14 protein-coding genes are annotated in these 13,690 nt (G+C 71.1%); all 14 read left to right on the top strand.

Annotation, left to right across the window (positions count from 1 at the left end; genetic code table 11):
• Positions 1–293 precede the first annotated feature (293 nt).
• The 14 genes from ACIRF9_RS19815 to ACIRF9_RS19750 all read left to right on the top strand — a co-directional run bounded on the left by ACIRF9_RS19815 (position 294) and on the right by ACIRF9_RS19750 (position 13,659).
• Complete coding sequence (locus tag ACIRF9_RS19815) at positions 294–1,436, top strand: C40 family peptidase (protein WP_403823475.1); 1,143 nt, start codon at positions 294–296, stop codon at positions 1,434–1,436.
• Positions 1,437–1,499: 63 nt separating this feature from the next.
• Complete coding sequence (locus ACIRF9_RS19810; RefSeq protein ID WP_403823472.1) at positions 1,500–1,808, top strand: DUF6112 family protein; 309 nt, start codon at positions 1,500–1,502, stop codon at positions 1,806–1,808.
• On the top strand, positions 1,808–2,494 hold the full coding sequence (locus ACIRF9_RS19805; protein WP_403823470.1) for a hypothetical protein: 687 nt from the start codon (positions 1,808–1,810) through the stop codon (positions 2,492–2,494). Before ACIRF9_RS19810 ends, ACIRF9_RS19805 begins: the two co-directional genes overlap by 1 nt.
• 30 nt (positions 2,495–2,524) lie before the next feature.
• Positions 2,525–3,907, top strand: coding sequence for an ATP-binding protein (locus tag ACIRF9_RS19800; protein ID WP_403823467.1), 1,383 nt, complete (start codon positions 2,525–2,527; stop codon positions 3,905–3,907).
• 112 nt (positions 3,908–4,019) lie between these two features.
• Entirely contained in the window at positions 4,020–5,489 is a 1,470-nt protein-coding gene (locus tag ACIRF9_RS19795) for an SCO6880 family protein (protein ID WP_403823464.1), read from the top strand.
• A 44-nt stretch (positions 5,490–5,533) separates the two neighbouring features.
• Positions 5,534–5,989, top strand: a complete 456-nt coding sequence (locus ACIRF9_RS19790; RefSeq protein ID WP_403823461.1) for a DUF6238 family protein — start codon at positions 5,534–5,536, stop codon at positions 5,987–5,989.
• Between the two features lie 20 nt (positions 5,990–6,009).
• Positions 6,010–7,524: an ATP-binding protein gene (locus tag ACIRF9_RS19785; protein ID WP_403823458.1), complete on the top strand. Its 1,515-nt coding sequence runs from the start codon at positions 6,010–6,012 to the stop codon at positions 7,522–7,524.
• 82 nt (positions 7,525–7,606) lie between these two features.
• On the top strand, positions 7,607–7,783 hold the full coding sequence (locus ACIRF9_RS19780; RefSeq protein ID WP_403823455.1) for a hypothetical protein: 177 nt from the start codon (positions 7,607–7,609) through the stop codon (positions 7,781–7,783).
• Positions 7,776–8,882: a hypothetical protein gene (locus ACIRF9_RS19775; protein ID WP_403823452.1), complete on the top strand. Its 1,107-nt coding sequence runs from the start codon at positions 7,776–7,778 to the stop codon at positions 8,880–8,882. Before ACIRF9_RS19780 ends, ACIRF9_RS19775 begins: the two co-directional genes overlap by 8 nt.
• Before the next feature lie 86 nt (positions 8,883–8,968).
• Complete coding sequence (locus ACIRF9_RS19770; protein ID WP_403823449.1) at positions 8,969–9,685, top strand: hypothetical protein; 717 nt, start codon at positions 8,969–8,971, stop codon at positions 9,683–9,685.
• A 29-nt stretch (positions 9,686–9,714) separates the two neighbouring features.
• Positions 9,715–10,485, top strand: coding sequence for a hypothetical protein (locus ACIRF9_RS19765; RefSeq protein ID WP_403823447.1), 771 nt, complete (start codon positions 9,715–9,717; stop codon positions 10,483–10,485).
• A gap of 33 nt (positions 10,486–10,518) precedes the next feature.
• Positions 10,519–11,016 carry a hypothetical protein gene (locus ACIRF9_RS19760; protein WP_403823445.1) on the top strand — a complete coding sequence of 166 codons (498 nt, stop codon included), beginning with the start codon at positions 10,519–10,521 and terminating at the stop codon, positions 11,014–11,016.
• A gap of 19 nt (positions 11,017–11,035) precedes the next feature.
• On the top strand, positions 11,036–11,737 hold the full coding sequence (locus ACIRF9_RS19755; RefSeq protein ID WP_403823442.1) for a hypothetical protein: 702 nt from the start codon (positions 11,036–11,038) through the stop codon (positions 11,735–11,737).
• Between the two features lie 128 nt (positions 11,738–11,865).
• Complete coding sequence (locus ACIRF9_RS19750) at positions 11,866–13,659, top strand: type IV secretory system conjugative DNA transfer family protein (RefSeq protein ID WP_403823439.1); 1,794 nt, start codon at positions 11,866–11,868, stop codon at positions 13,657–13,659.
• The last annotated feature ends 31 nt before the right edge of the window (positions 13,660–13,690 follow it).

Genomic DNA, 13,690 nt, shown 5'->3' with positions numbered 1-13,690 from the left:
TCCTAATCGACGAAGGGGACTCCCCCCATGTGGCGAGTGAGATTACGAGCGCGGCTGGCTGCCGCTGTCCAATAGGGGGCCAGCGGCCGGGAGTTAGCAGCTCCCGGCCTTGGCTTCCCAGCCTCCCTCAGGGATTGCAAATTCATAACCGGTGCGGTGCCGGTGGCCTTTTCGACGAGAACGCCTGCGCCGTGCTGCCTACGCAGTAAGGAGCTGCCGATGCAGCATGTCCAGGCGCGCCCCTCCCCGGGCCCAGATTCCCTGTCCCGCCGTTCGGCGTGCGGCCCGCGTCCGTGAAGAAGGCCATCGCCATAGCAGGGGCCGTGGCGCTCGGCCCGACGTTGTTGATAGCGCCGGTCGCTGTCGCTCTCGCTGGCTCCAGCAGTGCTCAGGCCGCCTGTTCCGCGGACGGTACACAGGCTGTAGACAGCGCGGCGGTCGCGAAGCTGGTGAAGTCGATCCTCAAGGGCGACGGCAAGGAGTCCGTGTCTGTTTCGGAGCTTTCCGACCCCGAGGAGCAGATAGCGAACGCCGAGACGATCCAGGCCACTGGTATCGCGATGAAGGTGCCAGCGCGCGGGCAGATCGTTGCCCTGGCCACGGCTCTGCAGGAGTCGGGGCTGCGGAACCTGGATTACGGCGACCGGGACTCGCTCGGCCTCTTCCAGCAGCGCCCCAGCCAGGGTTGGGGGACGGCTGCCGAGGTTCGCGATCCGGTGCACGCCTCGACGAAGTTCTACGAGGGCCTGCTCAAGGTCTCGGGCTGGCAGTCGATGACCATCACCCAAGCCGCGCAGGTGGTTCAGAAGAGCGGCTTCCCCGACGCGTACGCGAAGTGGGAGCCGCTGGCCACGGCCCTCCAGGAGGCCATCGCCAAGTCGCTCGGCCAGAACGGAAGTTCCGGTAAGGGCGGCGACACCGGGGGTGAAGCCGAGCAGGCGTCCTCCTCGGCGGCTACCGCGTGCGGCACCGGCGATGACGGGTCCTCCTTCGGCCCGATTCCCGCGGGGGCCGTGCCCGAGGGCTACGAGATCCCGGCCAGCGCGCCCAAGTCGGTGCGTACGGCGCTCCGTTGGGGCCTTGGTCAGCTCGGTACGCCGTATCAGTGGGGCGGTTCGTGTTCCGCTCCGCACGGCCAGGATCCGATGGGCCGGTGTGATTGCTCGTCTCTGATGCAGGCGTCGTACAAGGCCGGCGGTGTCTCGATCTCCCGGACCACGTACACCCAGGTCAAGGAAGGCAAGGCGGTCAGCGTCAATGCCCTCAAGCCGGGTGACCTGCTGTTCACCCGCGGCACGGCCGCAGTGCCTGAACACGTCGGGATGTTCATTGGCCAGGGCTTGATTCTGCAGGCCCCAAAGAGCGGTGACGTGGTCAAGATCTCGACCCTCGCCGACTGGCGCGGAGACATCGTCGCCGCCCGCCGGATCGTCTGACCGGCCTCTCCTCCCCCTCTCCTCCCGGGCCTTCGCGCGCCCAAATTCGCACTGGAGTTCCAAATGAAGCTCATGCAGCACGCCCAGTATCTGGCGTACAACCCCGGCATCACACCGAAGGAGGGCGGTCTCCCCGGCCTCAGCGTGCTGAAGAACGTCGTCTCCTCGATCAACCTCTTCGGGATCATCGCCGTGGTCGGCGCCCTGGCCATCTCCGCCATGGTCTGGGCGTGGGGCCACCACAGCGGTGGCCACCAGGCCGAGGCGAACGGGAAGAAGGGCACAGTCATCGCCGCCGGGTGCGCGCTGCTGCTGGGCGCGTCCAACGGCATCGTGGCGTTCTTCTCGGCGATGGGGACGCAGGTCCACTGATGTCGAAGAAGCGTTCCCTCTCCGCCCAGGAGCGCACCTACGGGGCACCATCCTCGGTGCTGCGGCGTGCCCTGCTGGGCGGCCTCGTGCTGGCCGTGCTGCTGGCCGTCGCCGGGCTCCTCGCGTATCTGACCCGCGCGGACAGCCCCGTCTCGGCGAAGCCCGCCCCGACTGCGACGTCCACGCAGCGCACTGCTTCGCCAGAGGCAACTCCCGGCGATCGTGAGGCAGTTGCGGAACCGCCCAAGACGAGCGATCCGATCGTCTTCGCCAAGGCGGCCACCAAAGTGCTCTGGACGTACGACACCCGGCCCTTCTCCCGTGCCGAGCACGTCGCCGGCCTCAAGCGGTGGATGACCGGCGAGAAGAAGTACGCCGACTGGGACTCCGTCTCCGATCAGATTCCCAGCCCGGTGCTGTGGTCGCGGATGCACGACAACCGCCAGCACGCGACCGCGAAGATCGGCGAGGGCCACTTCCCGCAGGCGTTCAAGACCGCCCTGGCGCAGGATCCCGGCGCGATCACCGAGGCGTACGTCTACGCCGTCACGGTCACCGGCAAGCAGTCCATCGCCTGGAAGGGCTCCGGGGCCGGAGCCGAGTCCCGCTCCAGCACGCTCGCCGTCCAGTGCCGCCCCGAGAAGGCCTGTGCCCTGGTCGGCGTGCTGCCGAACGTCGCGCCCTGACGCCCCCAATTCCCGAAAGGAGGTGCCCCCATGGGGGCTTGTGACCTTCCCCTGATGAGCGCGGTGTGCGACACCGTCGGCGGTGTCGTCGGTTCGACCGGCGAAGCGATCACCGATGGCATCGGTGCCTGGATCGCCAAGTCGATGGGCGAGCTGGCCCAGTCCGCCGCAGACCTCGCCTCGACGGCCGTCGACAAGACCACCGCCGTCGATCTCAACGCCGAGTGGTTCCGCAGCAACTACGAGCTGCTGCTGCCCATCGGTCTCGTGCTGACCGTCGCCACGTTCTGTCTGCAGCTGATGCGGGCGGCCTGGCGGCGTGACGAGCGCGCCCTCGCGCAGGCGGTGACCGGGACGGTGACCGGTGTCCTGTTCGCGTTCGCCGCGATCGCCTGCACCACCGTCGCGCTGACCGTGGTCGACGCGCTGTCCGCCGGGCTTTTCAAGGCGGCGAACACCTCGGTCGACGACGCGATCCGCCGCGTCATCGAGGTCAACAACCTCGGCCCGATGTACGCGTTGGGCTGGACGATCCCCGCCATGGTCGGCCTGGGATGCGCCATCGGCGCGTTCCTGTACTGGGCGGTCATGGTCGCCCGCAAGGTCGGCATCCTGGTCCTGGTCACGCTGGCGGTGTTCGCCGGCGCGGGCGGCGGCTGGGAAGTCGCGCGGCGCTGGCGGCGCGGGTGGATCGAGGCGACCGCGACACTGATCGTCAGCAAGCTGCTGATGACGATCGTGTTCCTGCTGGGCGTCTCGGCCATGGGCAAGAGCGACGCCTCCGACGGGCTCGCCGCCCTGTCCGACGCCATGGCGGGCATCGTCGTCATGGTCCTGGTGATGCTGTGCCCCTACGCCACATACAAGTTCGTGCACTGGGCGGCCGACGGCGGCGGCCAGGACGACCTGCACCGTACCGGCGTCGCCGGAGTCGCGGTGGCAGCCGGTGCGGCGAAGAGCGCCGGCCAGCTGGCGATGCAGGCCGGCACCGGCATGCGGGCTCCGCAGGGCCCGTCGCAGGTTCCGGGCCAGGACTGGGGCGGTATCGCCTCCGGCATCGACCCGACCGGCGGATCGGCCGACGGTGAGAAGCCGAAGCAAACCCACTTCCGCTTCGGCGAGGACCCCAACGCCACCGGCGACAAGGGCCGGGCGCTGATCCGGCGGCCTCCTACCGACGGTGACCGCGGTCAGCCGCTGATCCAGCGTCCCGGTCAGGAGGCGGCGGCCGACGCGGCACCGGTCTCCTCCGGTCCGACGCCCCAGGGTGCGGCAGTGGCGCCGCCGCGCATCACGCACCTGGATCCGCCGGCGCCCCGGCGCCCCGGACCGGTGAGCGGGCCGTCTCCGCAGGGCGGTGCTACGCCGCAGCGGTGGGTCTATCCCGAGCCGCCGGGCGGATCGGGCTCGTAGCCCTCGACTGACGGGGCGGGCGGCACCGGTCGCCTCCGGCGCCGCCCGCCCCGTCGACTCCCCTCTTCTTCCCCCCTCTTCTTGCTCTCCACGTTCCAAGGACGGCTTCGCCATGCTCTCCGACACCTCTCAGCCCGACGGCCCGGCCACCGTGAAGTTCCCGCATCGCTCGCGGCGTGGCGTCCTGCTCGGCCTGTCGGCTCCTCAGCTGATCGTCGTCACCCTCACCGGGCTGCTGCTGCTCGCGGTGCTGCTCACCTCCGGCGTCCCCGGCGCGCTCAAGCTCATCCCTGTGTGGGCGGTCATTCTGGCGGCGGTGTTCGTCCGCCATCGCGGACGGTCGCTTGCCGACTGGGCGCCCATCGCCGCGGGGTACGTGCTGCGTCGTTTCCGGGGCCAGCTGCTCTGGCTCGCCCGGCCGTCCACCCGGCCCCGCCGCGAGGGCCTGCTCCATCTCCCCGGCACGGCGGCGTCCCTGAGGGTGGTCACCGCCCCGCACGGCCGCTTCAGTGCGGTGCACGATCCGCACCACGGCACGCTCACCGCGGTTGTCACGGTTTCCTCGCGTGCCTTCGCGCTCCTCGATCCGGCCACGCAGAGCAGCAACGTGGCGGGCTGGGGGCGCACTCTGGCGGCTCTGTCGCGCACCGGGCACATCGCCCGCGTCCAGGTCCTGGAGCGCACGGTGCCCGACTCCGGCGACGCGCTCAACCGCTACTGGCACGAGCACGGCGACGAGGCGACCCACCTCGCCGGCCCCATCTACCGCGACCTGCTGGCCGCCGCCGGCCCGGCTGCGGCCCCGCACGAGGCGTACGTCGCGCTCGCCCTCGACCTCAAGGCCGCCCGCCGCCTGATCAACCAGGCCGGCGGCGGACTCACCGGTAGCTTCGCAGTCCTGGCCCAGCTCACCGCCACCTTCGACCAGGCCGCCCGCAACTCCGGTCTCACGCCCGGCGACTGGCTGGACGCGTCCGAGATCGCCGCCGTGATCCGTACCGCCTACGACCCGAAGGCCTCGGCCGCCCTGGACCAGTGGTCCGATTCGGGCCGCCCGCAGGCCGAGCCCGCTGCCGCCGGCCCCGTCGTTCTGGTCGAGAAGGCCGACCGGATTCAGACCGACTCGGCCCACCACGCCACGTTCTGGATCGAGAACTGGCCCCGCATCGAAACCTCACCCGGCTTCCTGCACCAGCTCCTGTTCACCTCCGGCGTGCGCCGCACGCTCTCGCTGACCTACGAGCCCAAGGGCCTGGACTCCGCGCTCAAGGACGTGCAGCGCCGCAAGGCCACCGTGATCGCGGACGCCGCCGAGCGGCAGCGCAAGGGCCAGGTCGACTCCGAGGAGGACTCGGTCGAGTACGCCGACATCAAGCAGCGCGAACGCCAGCTGATCGCCGGGCACGCCGACGTCGCCCTCACCGGCCTGCTCACCGTGAGCGCGGACACCGACGAGCAGCTCAACGCCGCCTGCGCCGCGATCGAGACGGCCGCCGTCGCCGCCCTCGTCGACCTGCGCCTCCTGACCTGGCAGCAGGCCGAGGCCTTCACCAGCGCCGCCCTGCCCCTCGCCCGCCCCTAGCGCACCCGCACCACCGTCTTGCGCTCTACCGAAGGGCACCCCCCATGCCGACTGAGCCCCTGCCCGAACTGGCTCCGGACTTCGTCCCGTTCGCCACCGCCGCGCTCGACTTCCACCAGGCGATCAACATGCCGGTCGCCCCCATCGCCGCCGGCCGTGCCGAACTCGACTCCCTGCACGCCCATGTCCTCGCGCTGTACGGGCTGCTCGACGCCCACACCGCCCGCACCACCCCGGTGGCCAGGGCGGAGGGCGACCATCTGCGGGCGTGCCGGATCCGGCTGTGGCAGGCAGCCGAGCATCTGCACGCCGCCTTCCACGCCGCCCCGCACCCCGGCTCCGGCCGCCTCCCCAGCCGGGAGGCGTGCCGGGCCCGGCTGCCCGAGGGAGCGCCCGAACTCACCGTGTGCCAGCGCCACCTGGCCACCGCCGCCCGCGTCCGCCGTGACCACACGCCGGCCGATCTGCGCGACCCCTTCACCGGCCTCACCCGCCACTGACCGCCAGGAGCACCACCCTCATGCCTTCTCGCACCCGCGCCAGCGCCAGCCCGCTGTTCGTCCCGCGCAAGAGCGACCGTCGCACGGCGCGCGCCGCCCGTCATCAGTTCGCCGCCGCCCGCGACCAGGCCCGGCACGCCGCACGTCACGAAGCCCGCCCGACCGCGCCCGGTCTCGACCCCGACCTGCGCGCCACCTACCCGCCCGCCGGCCGCCCCGGGCCGACCTCCGCTCGCGGTGGCCGTCTCAAGCTCCCCGCCCACCGCATGACGACGGCCACCGCGTCGGGGGCCTACCCCTTCCTCGCCGAGGGCGGCCTCGGCGCACAGGGCATCTACATCGGCCGCGACGTGCACGCCGAAGCGGCCTTCACGTACGACCCGTTCGCCTTGTACGGGCGCCTCGACGGCTTCACCAATCCCAACATCCTGCTGGCCGGGATCATCGGCATGGGCAAGTCCGCCCTCGCCAAGTCCCTCGCGGTGCGCGCCGTGGCCTTCGGCTACCGGATCTACGTGCCGTGCGACCCGAAGGGCGAGTGGACCGTCGTCGCCCAGGAGCTGGGCGGGCAGACCATCGCGCTCGGCCCCGGCCTGCCAGGACGCCTCAACCCCCTCGATGCGCCCGCCCGGCCGTACGGCGTCAGCGAGGAGGACTGGACGAACGAGGGCCGCAAGCGGCGCCTGCTGCTACTCGGCTCGCTCGCGAAGACGGTCCTGGGGCGCGAGCTGCATCCCATGGAGCACACCGCCCTTGACGTGGCGCTCGACCAGGTCGTCGCCCATGCCGAGGCGAACGGCACCACCCCGCTGCTGGGTGAGGTCGCCTACGTCCTCGGCTCCCCCGCGCGGCTCGACGCCGCGCTCGGCGAGCTGTCCGGCCGCCTCGGGCATGCCGCCGAGGACCTCGCCCACGCGCTGCGCCGACTCGTGCACGGCGACCTGGCCGGCATGTTCGACGCGCCGAGCACCGTGGCCTTCGACCCGAGCGCGCCGATGCTGTCCATCGACCTGTCCCGCCTCGGCGGCGCGGGCGACGACACCGCACTGGTCCTGGCCATGACCTGCGCCTCCACCTGGATGGAGTCCGCACTCGCCGACCCCGCCGGAGGACGGCGCTGGGTGATCTACGACGAGGCCTGGCGCGTGATGCGGCACGTCGCCCTGCTGGAACGGATGCAGAGCCAGTGGAAGCTCTCCCGCGGCCTGGGCATCGCGAACCTGATGGTCATCCACCGCCTCAGCGACCTGCTGACCGCGGGTGACGCAGGCTCCCGCGGCCGGGCCCTGGCCGAGGGCCTGCTCACCGACTGCTCCACCCGGATCATCTACCGCCAGGAAGCCGACCAACTCGCCTCCGCGGCTTCCCTGTTGGGGCTCACCGGCGTCGAGACTCAGGCGGTCTCCGCTCTCACCAAGGGGCGCGGCCTGTGGAAGGTCGCGGGCCGGTCGTTCATTACTCAACATCTTCTGCATCCGCGGGAGCGGGAGTTGTTTGACACGGATGCACGGATGGGCGCTGTCGCTCGCCCTTGATCAATCCCGCTGTTTGGGGGCTGACGCCACGTCCCGGCCTCCCAGTCTTCCCGCCCTGAGCGTTCCTAGGAAGTTCCCCTTCATGTCTCAGCAGTACAAGATCCGCCGCGTCGTACATCGGCTCATCCAGCGTTACCTCCGCGCCACTGCGGCCAACGCTTCTGACGGCTACATCCCCCTGGCCACAGGCCCGTTCGGCGCCCTCGACGAATCCCGGCGGCTCGGCGCCCGGCAGGAATCGGGCTTCCGTCATGTCTGAACGAATACCGGCGCCCGCCGCCGGCTCTCCTGTGTCTCCTTCCTCAGACCACTCGGCCTCCCTCGCTGCCCGCAAGGCCAACGAGCGTGCCGACCTTGCGACGTTCGCCCAGGGCCTCGCTGCCCGACTGCCCGGTTCCTGGACCGCCGTTGCCCAGGAGCATGCCGCGTACGCCGGTCAGTCCCCGTTCGCGGAGCGGCTCTGGGACGAAGGGCATGTGAAATGGGCTTTCGAGCAGTTCGTGCTGTCCCGCCACGCCGTGCTGATCAGCGGCACCGGTTGCGAGCTGGTCGTCGTCGACCGCCCGCGGCGCACACGGGAGTTTCTGGTCGCCGCCTTGCAGCCAAGCGGCAGTGACGTCGCGGACCGGGTCAAGGCACCCGACGGGATCGTCGTCGACTCGGCCCCGGCGCGCGCGGCATCGGCGGTGGCCGACCGGCTACTTCCCCGTTATGACCAGGCCGTACGTGCGGCACGCGTTGAGCAGGTCGCCGTGGCGGTAGCCGCCGGCGATCGGGTTCTTGCCGAGTGGGACGCGATCTCCGACAGCCTGTGCGACGCCGATCACGGGCCCCTTGATGAGCGCTACGACCTGCGCCAGCAGCAACGGGATGCGGAGATGTGGGCTCTGTTCGCTCCCTTCCTCGACCATGGCCCTGCTCTGGTCGCCCACGCCGAGGAGATGCTCCCGTTCCTGGATCCGCAGGATTGTGCGGAGGGGCGGTGGCCCTACCGACTTCGGGTGCTGCGCGAGGCCTTGGAGGGCGGCGCACGCGTGCAGGCCGACTTCGAGTTCGTCACCGGTGCGCTGCTGCCGGATCACCCTCGCGCCGGGGCCGCGTTCGCGAAGGCTGTCGTCGAGCGCAACGCCGAAGGCTGGCATTACTCGCTGACCTGGAGGGAGAGCGGCGGCGTGCTCGTCGAGATGGCGCGAGCCGAGCGCGGCCGACTGGTCAGGTCACCGCAGTACGCGCAGGTCCAAGCCGCCCGTGCCCGTTCGCCTCATGCGGTCGGTCAGAGCACCGCGATGAGGGCAGTGTCCAACGCTACGGCGCCGCCCGGTCTCCTCGCGCACGACCGCGTGCACCGATCGCGCTAGCGCACATTCCCCGGCCCCGCCAAATCCGTCTTCGGGCCACATCCTCGTCGTCCGCATGGCCCCGATCTCTGCGAGGTGCACTTCTCGTGGCGGAAATACGCCCCCACATCACCGTCGCCCACCACGCCCAGTACGGCGTCGTGGCCGCGATGTCACACGACAACCACGTCGCCGATCACATGCTGCGGCGGGTCGGCTTCGAGCGGCTGCCCGGCAGCCGCCTGTACGCCCTGACCAAGCCGGACCGTGATCTGACGCGGCGCGGACAGCAGGCTGTTCAGTCGTTGCGTGCCGCGCAGTACAGCGTCACCTCCGACGCCGTGTACGACCTCAAGCCCGCCACCCGACCCAACCCGGGCCAGGGCTTCCTCGACGGGCAGGCGAAGAACCCCTTCCCAGGGATCCCCGGTGACGGGGAGGCGGTCTCCGCCTCCGCCCGCGCGCTCGACGCCGACATCCGGGCCGCCCGGATCGTCCTGCACGACCAGGTCCGCGATCCCGACGGCACGTTGCGCGCGGTCGGCACCGACAACGGCACCGGCGAGGGCGTACTGCTGCACGGCGAGGGTCATCTGCGGTACGTCGAGACGCGACTGGACAGCACGGCCCTCGCGTTCGACGCGTTCTCCTACATCCGCGGCAACGGACGTCCCGATCCGACGCCCGCGACCTCGCAGCGCCGGGTCCAGGCCGCCACCGCCATCTCCCCGGCCCGGGCGACCACTTCGGTGCCGCAGCGGCCCGACGTCACCGTCGCCTTCCGCCCGGCCCAGGCCCCCCTGCAGCCCGCCCGCGCCCGCTAGGTCATCCGAACCCGAAGGAATCCTTCAGCATGAAACTGCAACTCGAGCCCGACGTCGCCTTCGGTGTCCACCCGGAGTTCGGTGTGGTGGCCGCCGTATCGGACGATCACCCGTTCCTCGACGAGGTGCTGCGCAAGCACCACTTCCGCCACAACAGCACCCTCGATCTCTACGTGTTGTCCGACGACACCCCGTACAACGCGGCGGTGCGGGCCGTGGCTCGCGCCAGCCGCGACTTCCAGGACGTCGGGCTCTCGGTCGCCGCCGACCCCAGCGTCATGCTGCCGCCTCCGATCCCCACGCCGGACGGGGTGCCCGTACGTCAAGCGCTACCGGGGCAGTCGCTGACCGCCCTGACCGGGGAACTGCACGAGCTGCGCCGCTCGGCTGATGTAGCCGACGTGCTGGAGCAGATCCTCGACGAACACCACGGTGTCGTCGGTGACTTGGAGGAGTTCATCGACACGGCCGCCGCCTGGTGCGACCGGCTCGGCACCGCCAACGGGCGCGAACTGGGCCAGCATCTGCGCACCATCGCCCACCACGTCGCGTTCCTCGGTGATCAGCTCGTCACCGCCCAGCTCGACCTGTCGGTCATGCCGGACGTGGCCCCGGAGGGCGCCCCGGCCCTTGCCGACGTACCGCTGCTGCCCCGGTACGAGCTCCCGTCGGTCACCCACACCGCCCGCGCCCGCGCCGCTCTCGCATCCTCCCCGAGTCGCCCGTTCGACCTGCCCACGTCCCCGGCCGAAGCAGCCCGTTCACCGGCTCCCCCGCCCAGCCCCCGTCGTACGCGCTGACCTTCCTCCCGATCCCACGAAGGAGTCCGACTCATGGCCGTCCAGAAGATCTGGACTATCAACCACGCCTGCGGGGACACCACTCAGGCCGATCTCTCCGACCGTGCGGCCGACCACCGGGCCGGATACGCCCGCTGGCTCGCCGAGCGCGACTGCACCGACTGCTGGCGCGCCACCCAGGACGAGGACACCGAGTCCAAGGCCGAGTGGCTGGCGAAGAAGCGGGCCGCCGAACAGGCCGAGGCCGAGGAGTGGTCGGCGCAGTACCGAATGCCCCCGCTGGAGGGCACCGACCGCGCCATCGCCTGGGGCACCCGCTGCCGTCACCAGCTCATGGGCGCCGCGTACACCTCCCTGGTCCTCGAAGGCAGCGCCAGCGAGGCGGAGTGGGTGGCCATCGAGGACGCCGCGCGGCCCCTGACGCGCGCCGGGTGGTGGATCGACCAACGCGACGCCGACCCCTCCGACCTGCCCGAACTACTGGCCGCCGCCACCGGAGGCGACCGGCCCACCGAAAACCCGCACTTCTGACCCGCCCGCGGAGGCCTCCATGTCCACCACGCCCCAAGTCGTCATCACCCGCGAACCGACCGGCAACGTCATCGCCGAGGGCGGAGACGAGTTGGCCGTCACCCTTCTCAAGCGCGCCGGCTTCGTCATCGAGACCACGCCGCTCTCCTTCTGGTACCGCCTGCCCTGGGACATGGGCAAGAAGCGCGAGAACCAGATGGCCAGCCACGCCGCCCGAATGCTCACCGCAGTCGGCTACCAGGTCGAACTCGATCCCGGCCTGGACGTCAGCCGGATCACCACGCCCACCGATCCCCTCGGCACACGCGTCTACGGGCATCAGATCCTCTCCCTGACTGACACGCTCAATGGGGCCGAGACGTACACGGGGGCAGCCGATCTCGTCGAGCACGTCGTCGACCCGAAGGACGGAGTACTTGTCCGGCTCAGCGAGTTCTTCGAAGTCGCCGCCGTACAGGCCAACGTCGCCGACACCGATGCCGGCTGGGACCTGTCCCACCTCTTCGAAGACGCCGCTGCCACCCTCACCTCTCTCGCCGAGGAGGTACGCGGTGCTGGCCAGCAGATGCAGAGGCTCGGGCCGCCCCAGAAGCGGAGCTGGCAGGAAGGCGTTGCCAGCTACTACGCGACCGCCCCGCACGCGGACACCGGAGTCACGCCCACCGCCGAAGAACCCTCCGCCACACCATCGACCACGCCCAGGCCGAGCCGGTCTCGCTGACCGGCTGCCCCGCCGCTCCGTCCGACTCCCTTGCTCACCGCCACAACCGCCAGGAGCCCGCTCGTGATCACCAGAGCCACGTGCCGCCCCGCCGCCACCCGTAGCTCCGCACCCCTCTGGATCCCGCCTTGCCATCTCCGCGCACCAGCACGCCCTCGACCACCACCGGCACCGACTTCCTGCTCTACCTCCTGATCGGCATCGCCGGTCTCGGCATGGCGGGCGGCTCGCTGGCCTGGCTGTTCGGCAACCTCGCCAACGTCCTGGTCGGCTCCGATCGGTGGGCCGCCTTCCAGCCGACCAACGCCCTCCTGCACCCCGAACTCCTGTGGCCGCACCTCACCCGGCCCGCCGTCCTCACCGGCAGCTACCTGCTGCCCGCCGCCACCCTCACCACGGCAGCCGTACTCGGCGCCCGCCTGTGGTTGCGCGTTCGCCGGAACCCCAACGGGCTGGCCGATCAGCGAGACCTAGCCGACCTGCTCCCCAAGAACGTCGCCACCAAGGCCATCGACCTGCGGCCCAGTCTGAAGGGCACCAAGCCCAAGGACGTCACCCCGGACGACCGCGGCGTCCTGCTGGGCACTTTGAAACCGGGTGCCACCGAGGTCCGCTCCTCCTGGGAGGACGTACTCCTCGCGATCATGGCACCCCGCTCCGGGAAGACCTCCGGACTCGCGATCCCCGCGATCCTGCGCGCCCCCGGCCCGGTGTTGCTGACTTCGAACAAGGCGGCCCGCGACGCCTACACGGCGACGCTCGACGAGCGCGCTGGGGTGGGCGCGGTGTGGACGCTGGACCCGCAGCAGATCGCCCACGCCCCGCAGACCATGTGGTGGGACATCCTCGCCGACGCCCACGATCTCGCCGGGGCCCGTCGGCTGGCCGGGCACTTCGTGACCGCCTCGGTGGACGAGTCGAGCGCGGGCGACTTCTGGTCCACCGCCGCCGCCAACACCCTCACCGCGCTGTTCCTCGCCGCGGCCCGCGACCGCCGGCCAATCACCGACGTGCTGGCCTGGCTCGCCTCGCCCGCCGACCGCACTCCCATCGACCTTCTGCAGGACGCCGGCCTCGATGCCGTCGCCGCCCAGCTCCAGGGCACCGTGGCCGGAGCCGTGGAGACCCGCGACGGCATCTTCGAGACCGCCCGGCAGTACGCCAGCTGCCTCCTCGACCCGGGCATCGCCGCCTGGGTCACCCCGCCGGGCGGCCTGGAGAAGGTACGGGAGTTCAAGCCGGAGGCTTTCGCGACCAGCAAGGACACCCTGTTCCTGCTGTCCAAGGACGGCGGCGGCTCCGCCTCGGCGATCATCGCCGCAGCCGCCGACGCGGTGATGCGCGCGGCCGTCATCCAGGCCGAACGCGACGGCGGGCGCCTCGACGCCCCGCTGCTCGCGATCCTCGACGAGGCCGCCAACGTCTGCAAGATCTCCGACCTCCCGGACCTCTACTCCCACCTCGGATCCCGGGGAGTCATCCCGATCACGATCCTGCAGTCCTACCGCCAGGGCGTACGGGTTTGGGGCGAGGCCGGCATGGACGCCCTGTGGTCCGCCGCGACGATCAAGCTGGTCGGCTCCGGCATCGACGACGCCGACTTCGCGGACAAGCTCTCCCGCCTCGTCGGCGACCACGACGTACGCACCGTCTCCGTGTCCACCAGCGAGTCGGGCAAGTCCACGTCGCTGTCGATGCGCCAGGAGCGGGTGCTGCCGGCCAACGCGATCCGGGCCCTGCCCAAGGGCTCCGCCCTCCTGCTGGCCACCGGCGTGCGCCCCGCCCTCCTCGACCTCAAGCCCTGGTACCGCGAACCGGACGCCGACCGGCTCGGCGCCGCCTCTGCCCAGGCGACTGCGGCCATCACCGAGCGTGCGCTGGCCAAGCAGCTGCACCGCGACGACTTCGGCCCGGCGGCATGACCGCCCTGGCCCAGCGCGTCGCGCGCACGAG

The organism is Streptomyces sp. NPDC096132 (assembly GCF_044763345.1).
GTDB lineage: Bacteria > Actinomycetota > Actinomycetes > Streptomycetales > Streptomycetaceae > Streptomyces.
This window is presented reverse-complemented; position numbering and strand designations above follow the sequence as displayed.